Annotated in this window: 12 protein-coding genes; 1 reads left to right on the forward strand and 11 read right to left on the reverse strand. The window is 64.5% G+C overall.

The window, feature by feature from the left end; all coding sequences use genetic code 11:
• Nucleotides 1-11: 11 nt before the first annotated feature.
• Both dtd and pip read right to left on the reverse strand, forming a co-directional pair.
• A complete protein-coding gene (gene dtd / locus HG549_RS23585) occupies nt 12-449 on the reverse strand; it encodes a D-aminoacyl-tRNA deacylase (protein WP_170033240.1) in 438 nt (145 codons plus the stop codon).
• A complete protein-coding gene (gene pip / locus HG549_RS23590; protein WP_170033242.1) occupies nt 446-1,417 on the reverse strand; it encodes a prolyl aminopeptidase in 972 nt (323 codons plus the stop codon). The genes dtd and pip overlap by 4 nt, the downstream gene beginning before the upstream one ends.
• A gap of 168 nt (nt 1,418-1,585) precedes the next feature.
• On the opposite strand from pip, the gene HG549_RS23595 reads away from it, so the two are divergent.
• Nucleotides 1,586-7,123 carry an NEL domain-containing protein gene (locus tag HG549_RS23595; protein ID WP_256666013.1) on the forward strand — a complete coding sequence of 1,846 codons (5,538 nt, stop codon included), beginning with the start codon at nt 1,586-1,588 and terminating at the stop codon, nt 7,121-7,123.
• Between the two features lie 60 nt (nt 7,124-7,183).
• Here HG549_RS23595 and hutG read toward each other — a convergent pair whose 3' ends face one another.
• From hutG to hutU, 9 genes are all read right to left on the reverse strand, one after another.
• Nucleotides 7,184-7,987, reverse strand: a complete 804-nt coding sequence (hutG, locus tag HG549_RS23600; RefSeq protein WP_170033244.1) for an N-formylglutamate deformylase — start codon at nt 7,985-7,987, stop codon at nt 7,184-7,186.
• 10 nt (nt 7,988-7,997) lie between these two features.
• Complete coding sequence (gene hutI, locus HG549_RS23605) at nt 7,998-9,203, reverse strand: imidazolonepropionase (protein ID WP_170033246.1); 1,206 nt, start codon at nt 9,201-9,203, stop codon at nt 7,998-8,000.
• A 15-nt stretch (nt 9,204-9,218) separates the two neighbouring features.
• Nucleotides 9,219-10,622: an amino acid permease gene (locus HG549_RS23610; RefSeq protein WP_170033248.1), complete on the reverse strand. Its 1,404-nt coding sequence runs from the start codon at nt 10,620-10,622 to the stop codon at nt 9,219-9,221.
• A gap of 64 nt (nt 10,623-10,686) precedes the next feature.
• Nucleotides 10,687-12,219 (reverse strand): histidine ammonia-lyase, encoded by a 1,533-nt coding sequence (gene hutH / locus HG549_RS23615; protein ID WP_170033250.1) that lies wholly within the window; start codon nt 12,217-12,219, stop codon nt 10,687-10,689.
• A gap of 21 nt (nt 12,220-12,240) precedes the next feature.
• Complete coding sequence (gene hutH, locus HG549_RS23620; protein WP_170033252.1) at nt 12,241-13,764, reverse strand: histidine ammonia-lyase; 1,524 nt, start codon at nt 13,762-13,764, stop codon at nt 12,241-12,243.
• 8 nt (nt 13,765-13,772) lie between these two features.
• Nucleotides 13,773-14,603, reverse strand: coding sequence for a glycine betaine/L-proline ABC transporter ATP-binding protein (locus HG549_RS23625; RefSeq protein ID WP_170033254.1), 831 nt, complete (start codon nt 14,601-14,603; stop codon nt 13,773-13,775).
• Complete coding sequence (locus tag HG549_RS23630; RefSeq protein ID WP_170033255.1) at nt 14,600-15,451, reverse strand: proline/glycine betaine ABC transporter permease; 852 nt, start codon at nt 15,449-15,451, stop codon at nt 14,600-14,602. The genes HG549_RS23625 and HG549_RS23630 overlap by 4 nt, the downstream gene beginning before the upstream one ends.
• A 26-nt stretch (nt 15,452-15,477) precedes the next feature.
• Complete coding sequence (locus tag HG549_RS23635; RefSeq protein WP_170033257.1) at nt 15,478-16,446, reverse strand: ABC transporter substrate-binding protein; 969 nt, start codon at nt 16,444-16,446, stop codon at nt 15,478-15,480.
• Nucleotides 16,447-16,552: 106 nt separating this feature from the next.
• Nucleotides 16,553-18,232 (reverse strand): urocanate hydratase, encoded by a 1,680-nt coding sequence (hutU, locus tag HG549_RS23640; RefSeq protein WP_170033259.1) that lies wholly within the window; start codon nt 18,230-18,232, stop codon nt 16,553-16,555.
• Nucleotides 18,233-18,398: the final 166 nt, after the last annotated feature.

An 18,398-nucleotide genomic window follows, 5' to 3' on the forward strand; every position in this document is an offset into this window, starting at 1 on the left:
GTTTTTCGACCTCATATTTGTAACATAAATGTTACGGGGCCATCATTGACCAAGTGTACTTGCATGTCCGCGCCGAATTGCCCGCTCGCCACGTCGCCATGCCGGGCCTTGGCCTGCTGCAAAAGATAGTCGAACAACTCGGCACCGAGGGCCGGTGGCGCCGCCGTCGAGAAGCTCGGACGCATGCCATTGCGGGTATCCGCCGCCAGGGTGAACTGGGAAACCAGCAACAGCCCGCCGCCAACATCTTTCAGCGACAGGTTCATCTTGCCCTGCTCATCGCTGAATACCCGGTAGTTCAACAGCTTGTGCAAGAGCTTGTCGGCATGCTCGGGCGAATCCCCGGGTTCGACCGCCACCAGCACCAGCAACCCCTGGTCGATGGCGCCGACGATTTCCCCAGCCACCTCGACCCGTGCGCCACGCACGCGCTGCAGCAGGCCCCTCATGCTTCTTCCAGCGGCAGGTCGAGCAAGCGTCGGGCCATCTGGTCGGCAGCACGCACCAGGGCATCGGTGATGCCGGGCTCGGAAGCCGCGTGGCCGGCATCGCGAATCACCTTCAGCTCACTGTTCGGCCAGGCCTGGTGCAGCGCCCAGGCATTGTCCAGCGGGCAGATCACGTCGTAACGACCGTGCACGATCACCGCCGGCAGGTGGGCAATCTTCGGCAGGTCGCGGATCAGCTGGTCCGGCTCGAGGAACGCGTTGTTCATGAAGTAGTGGCATTCGATGCGGGCGATCGACAAGGCGCGTTGCGGCTCGGAGAAGCGGTCGACCACCAGCGGATTGGGGCGCAGGGTGGCAGTGCGGCCTTCCCAGGTGGACCAGGCCTTGGCGGCGTGCATCTGGGCGATCTGGTCGTTGCCAGTCAGGCGCTTGTGGAAGGCCGCAACCAGGTCGCCGCGCTCTTCCGGCGGGATTGGCGCGATATAGTCCTGCCAGTAGTCGGGGAACAGCCGGCTGGCGCCCTCCTGGTAGAACCAGTGGATCTCCTGGGGACGGCACAGGAAGATGCCGCGCAGGATCAGGCCATGCACCCGCTCAGGGTGGGTCTGGGCGTAGGCCAGGGCCAGGGTAGAGCCCCAAGAGCCGCCGAACAGCACCCACTTGTCTATGCCGAGGTGCTCGCGGATATGCTCCAGGTCCTCGACCAGGTGCCAGGTGGTGTTGTTCTCCAGGCTCGCATGCGGCGTGGAGCGGCCACAGCCGCGCTGGTCGAAGGTGATGATGCGATACAGCGTCGGGTCGAAGTAGCAACGGCTCTGGGCGTCGCAGCCAGCCCCCGGGCCACCGTGGATGAATACCACCGGCAGACCTTCTGGCGAGCCGCTTTCGTCGACATACAGCACATGCGGCGCTTCCACGGCCAGATCGTGCCGGGCGTAGGGTTTGATCTGCGGGTACAGGGTCTGCATTGCGCACTCCGTGTGAGGATTATTCGGCCGTGGGCCATCATAAACCTGAATTGCGCTTTCAGCACCGTCCTCGCTGATACGTCCGCTGCGCAGCGGCAGACATATCTACCTCACACGGGCCAGGCCACCCGGTGATAGTCCCTTGCCCTTTCAAGCAAGGCCGCCGATATGCCAAACCCAGCGATTTCCCAACCTGGCGTTCACTACGCCACCATCGAACGCAAGATCCCCGCCTGGCTCAAGCTTGCCCCGCCCGAAACCCACCGCGCGATGCGCAACTGGCAACAGGCCCCCGCCTGGCTGCCGGCAGCTATCCAGCAGCAACCGGACGTCGCCACTGCCTGGCAGGAAGAACATGCACGCCACCGCGGGCATCAGGCGCAGGTAGACAAACTGTTCGAGCGCCTACCAGACCTGGAAACCTACGCCAGCGCAACGCTGACCGATGCGATCAAGCAGCGCTTCGGGCTGGACCTGGACGTACGCCACACCTATCTGGTCGATGCCCGCCTGATTGACACCGCCAATGCGATCGACAGCCGTCAGGCGATCGACCGGGCCACCCGCTCGCTGCTGCACTGCGCGCTGCACAACTTTGACCAGGCCGCCGCTGCCGAGCATGGCATGGACGCGCCCGGTGCCTTGTTGGAGAAATCGGTCATCCTTGATCACCGGCGCTTCATGGGCACGGTGCCGATCACCAATGCCGTGGGTATCACCGCCGAAGCGTTTGCCGACTTGTGCCGCACCCTGGACATCGGCGGCAAATACCATGAACAGGTGCATGCCATCTATTACCCTGGGGGCATGCCCCAGGCAGACGCCGACGCAGCCGCACTGGCCGTCTATGAAACCTTGGGGCGCGCCGAAGTCTCGGCGTTCAGGCAGTCGCTGCATTTCGCCCGGCTCAAGGGGGACATCAGCGAAACGCTGTACAGCGCCGCCCTCGCCGCGCCGCTTGACCAGGCGACGGCGGCCGACTCGACCGTAACGTTCAGCTTGCTCGACTTGTGGGAAGCGGAACTGACCGGCGTCGTGCTCATCACCCTGCAGGCAGCCGATCATCAGGCCGTGGCCCTGTATATCCCGCAAGACAGCACGCTGCCCCTCAAGGAGTTCACCAGCCAGCAAGCCTTGCTGGCCGAGCTCGGCGACAGGCTGCAGGCCGATATCCACTATCTGGACAAACACATCGGCGACCGCGACAAACCATCAGTCATCGCCCGGCTCAAGGACCGACTCACGCCACTGGGCTGGAGTACCCGAGGGATCCGCGAGCCTGTTGCGGACCTGCATGCCGCCCTGTATCCGGTGGCAAAACCATTCAGCCACGCATTCCAGGGCGTCATGGCCTTCCAGAAAACCCAGCGCCATGAACAGGATGTGCTGTTTCATGCCATACCAACCGAGATCGTCGACCGGCGCACCGCTCAGGCGCACCGGGAACTGATAGCGGGGCGCGTGCTGACCGCCTTGAACATCGCCGGGTTCTTCGTGCCTGGGCTGGGTGAGGCCATGCTGGCCGTGTGTGTGACTCAATTGGCCTTCGAGGTGTATGACGGCATCGAGGCCTGGGAAAACGACGAGCGCGACATTGCCTATGGCTACTTGGTCGATGTGGTCGAGAACGTGGCGCTGATGGCCGCGCTCAGCGCGGCAGCCAAGGCATTGAGGGGCGCACAGGGCGGTGAGGCCGGCGCTGTCGTGGAGGGGCAGGAGCCTGTCGCCAGCGATGATGAGGAAGCAGAAATAGAGCGTATTCCGGTGGAAACGCCGTCATTCATCGAGGAACTGGAAGATGTGGAAACAGCCGATGGCCAGGTTCGCCTGTGGAAACCCGACCTGGCGCCCTACCAGAGCAGCGAGAGACTGCCCGAAGGCCTGGAAGCAGACGCGTTCGGCCTACGCCAGCACGACGGCAGGCACTGGTTGGTTGTGCAGGGCGACCAGTACATCGTCGAGCAGGCCGCAGCCAGCGGGGAGTATCGCCTGCAGCACCCGCAAAATCCTCGCCGCTATCAACCACCCGTACGGCACAATGGCGCCGGCGCCTGGTTGCTGGAAACGGATCGACCGCTGAGTTGGTCAGGCATGCAGCTGTTGCGTCGTATCGGCCATTTGAACGCGCATTTCGACGAGACGACCCTGCAACGCATCGTGGCCCTCAGCGGCTGCGACGAAGAGCAACTGCGCCGGGCCCTGGCAGCGAACCAGCGGCTGCCAGCCTTGCTCGAAGATACCCTGCAACGCTTCAAGCTGGACGACAGCCTCCGCCTGCTACCCGATAGCAGCACTCGCCCTGCCGAATTCCACAGGGCTTACAGCACCTTGCCGATTACCCTCGCACCGGGCGCCGAAGCCCTCCAGCGGGTTTACCCCCAGCTGCCGGCGGTGTTCGCCAACGAACTGGCGCGCGCCGCCGATACCAGCGAACTGCAGTTGCTCGACAGCGGCAAGGTGCCGCTGCGCCTCAGCGAAGAACTGCGTGTCTACCGGCACCAGATCCGTCTTGCCCGCGCCTACGAAGGGCTGTACCTGTCCTGCGTACCGAACTGGGACAGCGACCGATTGATCGTGCATACCCTGGCGCAGCTACCGGGCTGGCCGGCCGAAACCCGGGTGAGGCTGCTGCAGCGCCTGTCGTGGCCGGCTCAGGACTATGAGCTGGGCCCGCTGGACGGGCATCCGTACAAGACCATTACCCATGCCGAGGCAGGGTACATCGTCCACGACGATAGCCAGCCGGGTGCAGCCATCAGCCTCTACCCAAGCCTCTACGCGGCCTTGTACAAGGCGCTGCCGGCAGCCATGACCGCAATGGAAATCGCCGACCAGCAGGCCCTTGAGCGCCTGGTCCAGGAAAGCCCGTTGCTACCCCGCCCGGCACTGCGGGCGCTTCTGGGCATGCAGCCGGTGCGCCCCGGCTACCGCTCGCCCATGCGCCTGGCCGATGGCCGCCTGGGCTACCCGCTCAGTGGCGGCGGCGCGGCCGCACAAGGCGTTACCCGTCAACGCCTGCTCGAAGCCGTCGAAGCCACAGGGCTGGTCACGCATACCGGCCGCTCGGCAGACCAGATACTGCTGGCACTCACCGGCACCGGCCGTACACCGCTGCAGATCCTCGAACATCTGCAGGTGTTGCTTGAACAACGCAACGAACTGCTAAGCCGGCTGGATGACTGGAGCGAAGCCATTTCCCCGGCAACCGACCAGGCAGCACGCGACTACGACAACCTGCGTGAAGCGATCCTGCAACACTGGTACGACGTCGCGCTGGACGAAAGCGCCGGGCATGCCGCCGAGCTACGGATTACCCGCGTTCCTCTGGCCGACATTCCTCTGACCTTGCCCGACTTCTTCAATACCCGCGTGCGCAGCCTCAGCCTGGTCGACCTGCCTTCGGGCGCCCTGGCAGGCTGGGCGCAGAACGAGCGCCTGTTGCAACGCCTGCTCAGGCAGATGCCACAGATCGAGTCCCTGGAAATCAGCCGGGCCTATGATCCCAGGGCCACCCCATCCTCCTTCCTGTTCAGCATTCCTACCATTACCGAGACCCTGCCGGGCTTGCAGCGGCTGACGTTGACCAACCAGAACATCGCGCTGTCCGAAAGCGACCTGAGCCTGCTGTCGGGGCTCGGCCAATTGCGCTACCTGGACTTGAGCGGCAATCGCGTGGCACAGAACAACAGCCCGAGTTTCCACGAACTGTCCCTGGATTACCTGGGCCTGAACCAGATGCAGTTGTCTCAATGGCCCATCGGCATTGGCAGCGATGCCCTTGGGCGCATCGCCCACTTGTCCCTGCGCGACAACAACCTCAGGTCGTTGCCTTCGTTCCTGCTCAATGAAGCAGGCACCATGGCCACCCCGCCGGTTATCTCGCTGCAGGGCAACAGCATCAATGAGAACGACCTGCAGCGCTTGCTGCTCAATGAGCGTGTCGACATGTCCGGTATCAGCACCGACCAGTCTGCCGCGCTTACCGAGCAACTCACCCGTATCCGCAATGAGCGCCAGCAGATGCGTGATGCGATCGATGGCTGGGCCCACGCCTCCAGTTCGCGCAACCCGCTGACCCAGGAAGCATTGGCGGACAGGCAGCGCATCGGCACCGCGATCAGTGAGTTCTGGCAGCAGCAGGAGCGGGGCCAGCTATACCTGCGCCTGCACCTCGAGGATGTGGCCATCGAGCATTTTCCCCGACGGCTTCCAGCGTTCTTCGGCGAGCGCGTACGGGCGTTGAGCCTGACCCGTCTGCGTGGCAGCGCTTCGCAGCTCGATGAACTGTTGCGGCGCTTTCCCAATGTCACCCGGTTGACCATCGATGGCCACCAGGCAGCCACCCCAGCACTGGCCTCGGCCCTGATGCGCCTGCCGCAGCTTACTTTCCTGGAGTTTCGCAACATGGGCCTGGAGATCGACCAGTCCATGCTGGAAGTGTTCGCACGGCTGGAACAGCTCACCTCGATAGACCTGTCCGGCAACCGTGTGGGGACCATCAACCAGGTGCCAGCACAGTTATCCCACAACCTGCAATCACTGGCGCTGACCAACATGAACCTCCAGGCTTGGCCAAGCTGGTGTGACAGCCTGCTGCCCCTCGAGCTGCTGGACTTGAGCTCGAACAATATCAGCCAGTTGCCCGAGCACATCCTGTCGAACTTGAACAACCCGATGCCGATTTCGTCGATCGCGCTGTTCGACAACCCCTTACCACTCGATACCATCCTGCGCGTGCGGGCATTCTCGGACAGCCAGCACAGCTACTCCTTCGCCCTGGATATCCCCGGTAACCTGCAGCTGGTCGATTCCTCGAGCGAAGGCTCCCTCGATCACCCTCACTTCCCCCTGCTCGGCGACGATACGCCCAGGCTGGAGGACTGGATGCTCGGCAACGAGGCACAGAACGAGGCCTTGCAGGACTGCTGGGCACGCCTGGAGGGCAGTGACCTGCTGCGCCTGGTGGGCCGTTTGCACAATGCCGCTCCCTACGCCGATCCCAAAACCCGAACCACCTTCTGCGAGCGGGTGCGCCTGGTTCTGGTGGCGGCAGCCAGCAACGAGATAGAACGCGCGACCATGGAGCAAATCGCCGTGGACGCCTTGCCTGACCCGGTGACCAAGGTGGTGCCCACCTGCCATGATGGTGCACTGCAGACATTCAACGATATCGAACTGTACCTGATGAACCAGCACCTGCTGATCGACGCTGGCGATACACTGAAAGCACTGCACCGACGCCTGTTGCAACTGTTCCGCATCAATCAGCTGGAGGAACTGGCCAAACACAGGACTGGCTCGGGTGACCACGTCTCGGTGAGACTGGCCTACCGCCGCGAACTGGCCAGGGAGCTGGACCTGCCGCTTTCCGACAGAATGCGTTTCCGAGGTGCCGCGAACCTGGCGGCCGGTGAACTGGCCAGCGTGCTGGAAAAGGTCCGCCAAAGTGAACTGAGCGATGCACTGATCGACTATATGCTGGCGAATAGCGACTGGACCACGCGCCTGCGGGTCGAACATGCCGATCGTTTTGCCGAAATAGAGGCACGCTTCCGCATGCGTGTGCTTGAACTAGCCAGCAAGGACCACCCGCTTCAGGACGAGTTGAACCTGCAGCAAGGCCTGCTGGAAGACAAGCACCAGGAAGAGCGCGAGCTGCTGCGTGAACTCACCCTCGCGCAGATCAACAGCAACGCTGGCAACTGAGGCCTGCTGACTGGCGACGCGCATGCCCTGCATCGCGTCGCCGTTTTCAACCGCCGAAGGTTACCGCCCGTACCGCTCCGCGCCCCACGCCAGCAGTGCCTGCAACAGCCCCCTCAGTACCTGCTGCGTCGGCCGGGCCAGGTCTTCACGGTAGGTGAACGGCTCGGTTTCCTCCATGTAGGTGCTTTGCGCCAGTTCCAGCTGTACCGCATGAACATGGTTGGCCGGGTCGCCGTAATGACGGGTGATATGCCCCCCCTTGAAGCGCCCGTTGAGCACATGGCTGTAGCCTTGCGCCTGGGCACATACCGCTTGCAACCGCTCGGCCAGTTCCGCATCGCAACTGGCGCCGTTGAAGGTGCCCAGGTTGAAATCCGGCAGCTTGCCGTCGAACAGGTGCGGAATCAGCGAGCGGATCGAATGGGCATCCCACAGCAAGGCGTAGCCGAACTGCGCGCGCAGCCGGTCCAGCTCACGGCGCAGGGTGCTGTGATAAGGGCGCCAGATCTGTTCCAGATAGGCCGCACGCTCTTCGCCTGTCGGTTGCATGCCGGGCTGGAACAGCGGTTCGCCTTCGAACAGCGTGGCCGGGTACAGCCCGGTGGTGGCTCCGGCATACAGCGGCTTGTCGTCATCCGGCCGGTTCAGGTCAATGACGAAGCGTGAATACTCAGCGGCTACCACACTGGCGCCCAGCTCGCGGGCGAAATCGTACAGCCGCGGGATATGCCAGTCGGTGTCCGGCAGGCTGCGCGCCGGCTCGACCAGGCCGTCGCGCACGGCGTCGCTCAGGCGCAGGCCGGCATGCGGCATGCTGATCAACAGCGGCAGGTGGCCTTGGTGAAAACTCAGTACCTTGTCCATCGTGTCTCACTCAATTGGGAATTTCCTGGCCCAGGCGCACCACGCGCTTGGGCAGGTCACCGCCCAGCCAGTAGGCCAGGTCGGCAGGGCGTTCGATCTGCCAGGCGACGAAGTCGGCCACCTTGCCTACTTCCAGCGAGCCGTGGCTGCCGCCCAGGCCCAGCGCCGTGGCAGCGTGCACGGTGACGCCGGCCAGGGCTTCTTCTGGGGTCAGGCGGAAGCAGGTGCAGCCCATGTTCAGCATCAGCCGCAGCGACAGCCCAGGCGAGGTGCCGGGGTTGAGGTCGCTGGCCAGGGCAATCTTCACCCCGTGGCGGCGCAGCGCGTCCATCGGCGGCAACTGGGTTTCGCGCAGGAAGTAGAACGCCCCCGGCAACAACACGGCGACCGTTCCAGCCTTGGCCATGGCGATGGCATCTTCCTCGGTCATGAACTCCAGATGGTCGGCCGACAGCGCCTGGTAGCGCGCCGCCAGGCTGGAACCATGCAACGACGACAGCTGTTCGGCGTGCAGCTTGACCGGCAGGCCCAGCTCGCGCGCCTTGATGAACAGCCGCTCGACCTGGGCCGGGGAGAACGCCAGGTGCTCGCAGAAGGCATCCACTGCGTCCACCAGGCCTTCGGCAGCCAGGGCTGGCAGCATTTCGTCGCAGATGTGGGCGATGTAGTCGTCGGCCCGACCGGCGTACTCCGGCGGCAGGGCGTGCGCCGCCAGGCAGGTGCTACGCACTGCCAGCGGCAGCTCGTCAGCCAGGCGCCGGGCCACGCGCAGCATCTTGCGTTCGTTGGCCAGGTCCAGGCCATAGCCGGACTTGATCTCGACAGTGGTCACGCCATCGCGCATCAGCGCCTGGACCCGCTGACGGGCACTGGCGAACAGCTCGTCTTCGCTGGCTGCGCGGGTCGCCCGCACGGTGCTGGCGATACCACCACCCTGGGCGGCGATTTCGGCATAGCTCACGCCCTGCAGGCGCTGCTCGAACTCGCCGCTGCGGTTGCCGCCGAACACCGCGTGGGTGTGGCAGTCGATCAGCCCGGGGGTGACCCAGGCGCCGCCCAGGTCCACCGTGCGTTCAGCCTCGACCGGCGCCAGCTCGGCGCGCGGGCCGATCCATTCGATCAGCCCGTCACGGGTGACGATGGCCGCGTCCTCGATGGCCGAGTAACGGCCCTCGGCCATGGTTGCCACATGGCAGTGCTGCCAGAGGGTTGTCATGCACAATCTCCTTTGCTAGCGGTGCAGCTCGGCCGGCTCCGCTGCCGGCTGGCCCTGCCCTGCGCGCGGCTTGCACCACAGCAGGTAGGACGCCACCAGGAACACCACCCACAGCACGCCGACGAACAATGCCGCCTGGGTATCGGGGAAGTAACCGAGCACACCAAAGATGAATACCATGAACGCAATGGCCATGGCCGGGCCATAAGGCCAGAACGGTACCGGGAATTGCAGCTTGGCGACCTGGTCGCGGCTCATGCTGCGGCGCATCGCCACCTGGGTGAGCAGGATCATCAGCCACACCCATACGGTGGCAAAGGTCGCGATCGAGGCGATCAGCAGGAACACATTCTCCGGGATCAGATAGTTGAGCAGCACGCCGATCAGCAGCGCAGCGCCCATCACCACCACGGTCATCCACGGCACGCCATGCCTGGACAACTTGCCGAAGCCGCGCGGGGCGTGGCCTTGCTGGGCCAGGCCATACATCATGCGGCCTGCGCCGAAGATATCGCTGTTGATGGCCGAGATCGCGGCGGAAATCACCACGATGTTCAGCACGGCGGCGGCAGAACCAATGCCCAGGTTGCTGAAGATCTGCACGAACGGGCTGCCCTGGCTGCCGATCTGTGGCCACGGGTACAGGCACATCAGCACCAGCAGGGTGAGTACGTAGAACAGCAGGATGCGCAGCGGCACGGCATTGATCGCCTTGGGGATCACGCGCTGCGGGTCCTTGGCTTCACCGGCGGTGACGCCGATGATCTCGATGCCGCCGAAGGCAAACATCACCACGGCAAAGGAGGCGATCAGGCCACCTACGCCATTGGGCATGAAGCCACCGTGCTCGAACAGGTTGCTGATGCCCACGGCCTGCCCGTTGCCTGCCTGGCTGAAGCCGAAGGCCATGATGCCGAGGCCGGCCAGGATCATCGCGACGATGGCGCCGACCTTGAGCAGCGACAGCCAGAATTCCATCTCGCCAAATACCTTGACGTTGCACAGGTTGAGGCCACCGATCACGAAGACGATGCCCAGCACCCAGATCCAGCGGGCCACCTCCGGGAACCAGAAGCCCATGTAGATACCGAAGGCGGTGACGTCGGCAATGGCGACGATGACCATCTCGAAAGCGTAGGTCCAGCCGAGGATGAAGCCGGCCATGGGGCCGAGGTAGGTGCTGGCGTAGTGGCCGAACGAGCCGGCAACAGGGTTGTGCACGGCCATTTCACCGAGCGCGCGCATGACCATGAACACGGCAGCGCCACCGATCAGGTAGGCCAGCAGCACGGCCGGGCCGGCCATCTGGATGGCCGAGGCGGAGCCGTAGAACAGCCCGGTGCCGATGGCGGAGCCGAGGGCCATGAAACGGATATGGCGGGCTGACAGGCCACGCTTGAGACCTTGAGCTTGTTGCATGTCACGTCCTTGAGTTGTTTTTGTGGTCGTGAGATCGAGGGGGCCGCACAGCGGCCCCGGGGCATTACAGGCTTGGCAGCACACCCGCCGGCAGCAGGCCGGTCAGGCAGCCCTTGGCCAACAGTTCCACGGCCTTTTCGATATCGGGCGCGAAGAAACGGTCACGGTCGTAGTGCGGCACTTCGCTGCGCAGCGCCTGGCGCGCCTGTTCCAGCTTGGCGGAGGTCTTCAGGCCCTTGCGCAGGTCCAGGCCCTGGCAGGCGCCCAGCCATTCGATGGCCAGCACGCCACGGGTGTTCTCGGCCATTTCCCAGAGGCGCTTGCCGGCAGCCGGGGCCATCGACACGTGGTCTTCCTGGTTGGCCGAGGTCGGCAGGCTGTCGACACTGTGCGGGTGCGACAGCGCCTTGTTCTCGCTGGCCAGGGCGGCAGCGGTGACCTGGGCGATCATGAAGCCGGAGTTGACCCCGCCGTTTTCCACCAGGAACGGCGGCAGCTGGGACATGTGCTTGTCCATCATCAGCGAGATGCGGCGCTCGCTGAGCGAGCCGATTTCGGCGATGGCCAGGGCAATGTTGTCGGCGGCCATGGCCACCGGCTCGGCGTGGAAGTTGCCGCCGGAGATGACGTCGCCCTCGGCGGCGAACACCAGCGGGTTATCCGACACGGCGTTGGCCTCGATGCCCAGCACTTCGGCGGCCTGGCGCAGCTGGGTCAGGCAGGCACCCATGACCTGCGGCTGGCAGCGCAGCGAGTACGGGTCCTGGACCTTGTCGCAGTTCTTGTGCGACAGCGAGACTTCGCTGGAATCGCCCAGCAGGTCACGGAAGCAGGCAGCGGTATCGATCTGGCCACGCTGGCCACGCACTTCGTGGATACGCGCATCGAACGGCGAGCGCGAGCCCAATGCCGCTTCGACGCTCAGGCCGCCGCAGGCGATGGCCGCGGCATACAGGTCTTCGGCCTGGAACAGGCCACGCAGGGCATAGGCGGTGGAAGCCTGGGTACCGTTGAGCAGGGCCAGGCCCTCCTTGGCGGCCAGGGTCAGCGGCTCGAGGCCGGCGACCGCCAGGGCTTCGGTGGCCGGCAGCCACTGGCCCTTGTGGCGGGCCTTGCCTTCGCCGAGCAGTACCAGCGACATGTGCGCCAGCGGGGCGAGGTCGCCGGAGGCCCCCACCGAACCCTTGAGCGGAATGTGCGGGTAGACTTCGGCGTTGACCAGCGCGATCAGCGCGTCGATGACCTTGCGGCGGATGCCGGAGAAGCCACGGCTGAGGCTGTTGATCTTCAGCACCATGATCAGCCGGACCAGGTCATCGTCCAGCGGCGCGCCGACACCGGCAGCGTGGGACAGCACCAGCGAGCGCTGCAGGTTTTCCAGGTCGTGGCTGGCGATGCGGGTCGAGGCCAGCAGGCCAAAACCGGTGTTGATGCCATAGGCGGTACGGTCTTCGGCAATGATCTGCTCGACGCAGGCAACGCTGGCGTCGATGGCCGCACCGGCACAGGCATCCAGGCTCAGGTGCAGCGGCGCCTGGTGGATGCGGCGCAGCTGGGCCAGGGTCAGCTGGCCAGGGATGAGGTTCAGGGCTTCCACGTAACGTCTCCTTTCTATTGTTCAGTGCGCGGCCGGCAGCACAGGCTGCGGCGCGGGCGAGGATTTCAGCAGCGCGGCGGCGCGGGCGATGTCCGGCGCCAGCCAGCGGTCTTCCAGGTACGCCGGCACCTGCTCACGCAGCAGGCGCCAAGCGGCATGGGTACCAACGCCGAAGCGCTGGCCGTTGAGGAATTCGAATGCCTGGGCGGCCAGCAGGTACTCGATGGCCAGAATCTGGAAACAGTTCTCCAGCACCTGGTGCAGTTTCAGGGCGGCATTGGTGCCCAGGCTCAGATGGTCTTCCTGCAACCCGGAGGTGACGTAGTTGTCGAGCACTGCCGGTTGCGCCAGTTGGCGATTCTGCGCGCACAGCGAGGCGGCCACATACTGGGCGATCATCATCCCCGAATTGACCCCTGGGTTGCTGACCAGAAACGCCGGCAGGCCGCTGACCAGCGGGTTGACCAGGCGGTCCAGGCGGCGCTCGGCGATCGCACCGATCTCGGCCATGGCAATCGCCAGCAGGTCGGCAGCCAGGGCCACCGACTGGCCGTGCGGGTTGGCCTGGGAAACCACCCGGAAGGCGTCCGGCGTGCCCAGCAGCAACGGATTGTCGTTGGCGCCGTTGAGTTCGGCCTCGATCTGCTTCTGCACATGCGCCAGCTGGTCGCGGGCGGCGCCGTGCACCTGGGGGATCGAGCGGATGCTCAGGGCATCCTGGGTACGGATGCCTTTGCTGGCCGCGATCACTTCGCTGTCGGCCAGCAACGCCCGCAGGTTCGCGCCCACCACCTGCATGCCGGGATGTGGCTTGAGGGCAATGATCTCGGGGTCGAAGGCATCGATCTGACCGCGCAGCGCTTCAAAGCTCATGGCGCCGATCACGTCGGCCCATTGCAGCAGCTGGCTGGCATCGTCCAGGGCCAGGCAGGCCAGCCCGGTCATGCACGGCGTGCCATTGACCAGACACAGGCCGTCCTTGGCACCCAGTTGTACCGGCGCCAGGCCTTCATCGGCCAGGGCCTGGGCGGCATCGACAACCTGCCCCCGGTAGCTGACCTTGCCGATGCCCAACAGGCACACGCCGACATGGGCCATGTGGGTCAGGTAGCCTACCGAGCCCTGTGACGGCACCTGCGGCGTGATGCCGTGGTTGAGCAATGCCAGCAATGCCTCGACCACACTGCGCTGGATACCGGACTTGCCATGGCTGTAGTTGCAGATGGCCGCACAGATGATCGCCCGGGTCTGATCATCAGCCAGCGCCGGGCCAACGCCACAGGCGTGGCTGAGCAAGGTGTTGCGTGACAGCTGGCTGAGCTGCTCGCCCTGCAGCGACACATTGCACAGCGCGCCCAGCCCGGTGTTCACGCCATAGGCGCGCTCACCGCTGGCGACGATATGGCGAACGATCGCCTGGGCATTGTCGATGCGCGCCCAGACCTGCGGGGCCAGCTCGAGGCAAGCCCCCTGGCGGGCGACCGCAGCGATGTCCTGCCAGCGCAGTGCAGCGCCGCTGAGAATGACCGTATCGACCTGCGACATGCTGCCTCTCATACCGCGACCGCGCGGCGCTGGACAAAGCGGTCGACATATTCGTCGGCCGGGTCGTGAAGGATCTGGTGCGGCGTGCCGACCTGGATCAGGCGGCCATCCTTGAGGATGGCGATGCGGTTGCCGATGCGCACGGCCTCGTCCAGGTCATGGGTGATGAACACGATGGTCTTGTGCAGGGTTTTCTGCAGTTCCAGCAGCTGGTCCTGCATTTCGGCGCGGATCAGCGGGTCGAGGGCGCTGAACGCCTCATCCATGAGGATGATGTCGGTGTCCGCCGCCAACGCCCGTGCCAGGCCGACCCGTTGGCGCATGCCGCCGGACAGCTGGTGCGGGTACTTCTTCTCGTAGCCCTTCAGGCCGACGGTCTCGATCCACTGCTGGGCGCGCTCGGCACACAGCTGCTTGCTCTCGCCGCGCACCTTCAGGCCGTAGGCGACGTTGTCCAGCACATTGCGGTGCGGCAGCAGGCCGAAGCTCTGGAACACCATGCTGATCTTGCGCCGACGAAATTCGCGCAGGGCGTCCATGTCGTACTGCAGGATGTCCTCGCCATCGACCAGGATCTGCCCGCTGGTGGGGTCGATCAGGCGGTTGAAATGGCGTACCAGCGTCGACTTGCCCGAACCGGACAGGCCCATGATCACGAAGATCTCGCCACTGCCGATGGACAACGACAGGTCGTTGACGCCAACCACACAACCAGTCTGCGCCAGCACCTGGTCCTTGCCGTGGTTGTTGCGGATCAACTGCAGGGCCTCGTCGGCACGGTCGCCGAAGATCTTGAAGACGTTTTTCACTTCGATCTTGCTGATCGGCTGCATGCTCATTTGCTCACCTCATGGCGTGGCCGGCCATAGGCCTGGGTAATGCGATCGATCACCACCGCGAGAATCACGATGGCCAGGCCTGCTTCCAGGCCACGGCCGACGTTGAGGGTCTGGATACCGACCAGCACGTCCTCGCCCAGGCCACGGGCGCCGATCATCGAGGCGATCACCACCATCGACAGGGCCATCATGGTGGTCTGGTTGATACCGGCCATGATGCTCGGCAGCGCCAGCGGCAGTTGCACGCCGAACAGTTGCTGCCAACGGTTGGCGCCGAAGGCGTTGATCGCTTCCATCACTTCGCCATCGACCTGGCGAATGCCCAGGTCGGTCAGGCGGATCAGCGGTGGCGCAGCGTAGATCACCGTGGCGAAGATCGCCGGCACCTTGCCCAGGCCGAACAGCATCAGCACCGGGATCAGGTACACGAAGCTGGGCATGGTCTGCATGATGTCCAGCAGCGGCATCAGCACCGCGCGCAGGCGGTTGCTGCGCGCCGACAGGATGCCCAGGGGGATGCCCACCAGGACCGAGATCAGCGTGGCCACCAGCATCAGCGCCAGCGTCTGCATCAGTTTGTCCCACAGGCCGACAGCGCCCACCAGGAACAACAGGCCGGTGATCACCAGGGTCGGCAGGACACGCCGGGTGGCGTGCCAGGCGATGACTGCCACCACGCCGAGCATCAACCACCACGGCGTTGCACGCAACGCGCCTTCGAGGCTGACGATCGCCCACAGCAGGGTGTCGGAGATGTGCCGGAACACATCCCCATAGTTGGTCACCAGGGCGTCGACCCAGCCGTTGACCCAGTCGGCGATGGAGAATGTCAGGTTGTCAGGAAACATAGGTTCCACTCATCAGCTGAGGACGCTCAGAGCGCCGCGTTGATCTTCTTGGCAGCCTCTTCGCTGACCCAGGCCTGCCAGACTTCAGGATGTTCCTTGAGGAACGCCTTGGCCAGCGCGGGCGACTCGATCCGATCCTTGGTCATGCGGGCCAGGTTCTGGTTCAGCAGGTCGATCGGCAAGTTGACTTTCTGCAGCACCTCGACCAGCTCCGGCGCCTCGTCGTGGAAGGCCTTGGACAGGCCGACCTTGATCGACACGGTCTTGTCCACGCCGTCTTTTTCCTGCAGCTTGACCAGGTCCACCTGGCCCATCAGCGGGGTGGGTGTCCAGTAGTAGAACAGGATCGGCTCGCCGCGCTTGTAGCTCGACAGCACGGCGGCATCCAGCGCCGGGCCGGTGCCGGGGCGGAAGTTGGTGTAGCTGCTCTCCAGGCCGTATTCCTTGAGCATCTTGGTGTTGTCCAGCTCGCAGGTCCAACCGGCCGGGCAGTTGTAGAAGCGGCCTTTGCTGGGCTCTTCCTGGTCCTTGAACACGCTGGAATACTTGGCCAGGTCGGCCACGCGCTTGAGGTCCGGTGCCTTGGCTTCGAGGTTGCGCTTGGCGTCGCCCTCGATCACGTAGCGCGGCACGTACCAGCCCTCCTCCGCCCCTACGACCGGAGCACCGACACCGACCACCTTGCCGGCGGCTTCGGCCTTGTTCCAGACCTCGCTGCGGCCAACCCATTCTTCGGCGAATACCTGGATGTCATTGGTACCCAGGGCGTTTTCCATGGTGATGGAGTTGCCCGGCAGGCTGTCGGTCGAACAGCCGTAGCCATTCTTCAGCACGAATTGCATCACGTCGGTCAGCAGCATGCCGCTTTCCCAGTTCAATCCGGCGAACTTCACCGGCTTGCCAGACTCGCACCAGCCAGCGGCCTGGCTGCTACCGGCAGCACCGAGCAGGCCAAGGGCGAACAGCGAAGCAAGCAAGGTCTTGTTGGTTTTCATTGCGTGACGCTCCCAAACTTGAAAGTGGAATTCGGCAGTCCTTGCAAGAAAAAAGCTGGCTCCCTAAAGGTGCTGCGTGGATCAACCCGCAGCACCCAGGGGGCTATCAGCCAGTGATCATCGGCAGGTTCAGACCCTGCTCTTTGGCGCAATCGATCGCGATCTGGTAACCCGCGTCGGCGTGACGCATCACCCCGGTGGCCGGGTCGTTGGTCAGCACGCGGGCGATTCGCTCGGCCGCCGCGTCGGTGCCATCACAGACAATGACCATGCCAGAGTGCTGGGAGAAGCCCATGCCTACGCCGCCGCCGTGGTGCAGCGAGACCCAGGTGGCACCGCTGGCAGTATTCAGCAGGGCGTTGAGCAGCGGCCAGTCGGACACAGCGTCCGAGCCGTCCTGCATGGCCTCGGTCTCGCGGTTGGGGCTGGAAACCGACCCGGAGTCGAGGTGGTCGCGACCGATCACGATCGGGGCCGACAGCTCGCCACTGCGCACCATCTCGTTGAATGCCAGGCCCAGCTTGGCCCGCAACCCCAGGCCAACCCAGCAGATACGGGCCGGCAGGCCCTGGAAGCTGATGCGCTCGCGGGCCATGTCCAGCCAGCGGTGCAGGTGGGCGTCGTCCGGGATCAGTTCCTTGACCTTGGCGTCGGTCTTGTAGATGTCCTCGGCCTCGCCGGACAGCGCGGCCCAGCGGAAGGGGCCGATACCGCGGCAGAACAGCGGGCGGATGTACGCCGGGACGAATCCTGGGAAGTCAAAGGCATTGGCTACGCCCTCTTCCTTGGCCATCTGGCGGATGTTGTTACCGTAGTCGAAGGTCGGCACGCCTTGCTTCTGGAAGTCGAGCATGGCCTGCACGTGCACGGCCATCGACTGCTTGGCGGCCTTGACCACGGCGGCCGGCTCGGTCTGCGCACGGTCGCGATACTGCTCCCAGGTCCACCCCGCCGGCAGGTAGCCGTTGAGCGGGTCGTGGGCGCTGGTCTGGTCGGTGACCATGTCCGGACGCACGCCGCGCTTGACCAGTTCCGGCAGGATCTCGGCGGCGTTGCCATGCAGGGCGATGGAAATCGCCTTGCCTTCGGCGGTGTACTTGGCGATGCGCGCCAGGGCGTCGTCAAGGTCGTGGGCCTGCTCGTCGACGTAGCGGGTCTGCAGGCGGAAATCGATACGGCTCTGCTGACATTCGATGTTCAGCGAGCAGGCGCCGGCCAGGGTCGCTGCCAGTGGCTGTGCGCCGCCCATGCCGCCCAGGCCAGCGGTCAGCACCCATTTGCCTTTGAGGCTGCCCCCGTAGTGCTGGCGGCCAGCCTCGACGAAGGTTTCGTAGGTGCCTTGGACGATGCCCTGGCTGCCGATGTAGATCCAGCTGCCGGCGGTCATCTGGCCGTACATGGCCAGGCCCTTGGCATCCAGTTCGTTGAAGTGCTCCCAGTTGGCCCAGTGCGGTACCAGGTTGGAGTTGGCGATCAGCACGCGCGGGGCGTTGGCGTGGGTCTTGAACACACCGACCGGTTTGCCCGACTGCACCAGCAAGGTTTCATCGTCGTTCAGCTGGGTCAGGCTCTCGACGATCTTGTCGTAGCAAGCCCAGTTGCGTGCGGCGCGGCCAATGCCGCCATACACCACCAGTTCTTTCGGGTTTTCGGCAACCTGCGGGTCGAGGTTGTTCATCAGCATGCGCAGCGGCGCTTCAGTCAGCCAGCTCTTGGCGGTCAGCTTGTTGCCACGCGGGGCGCGGATCTCGACGTCACGGAATTTGTTCAGCTTGTTGTCAGTCACGAAAAGTGCTCCTCGAGCGATCTATCCAAAACCCGACGCGATCGGCGGGCCAGTGGTGCGGTCTGTACAGCGCGAAGTGGACGGCCTATCCACTTTCGCCTACTTGGCTTTACTTGTACATACAAGCATATGCAATTGAACGGCCAAGTTGCTTCGCTGGGCGTTT

Origin of the sequence: Pseudomonas sp. SK, assembly GCF_012975065.1 — a bacterium.
GTDB lineage: Bacteria > Pseudomonadota > Gammaproteobacteria > Pseudomonadales > Pseudomonadaceae > Aquipseudomonas > Aquipseudomonas anuradhapurensis.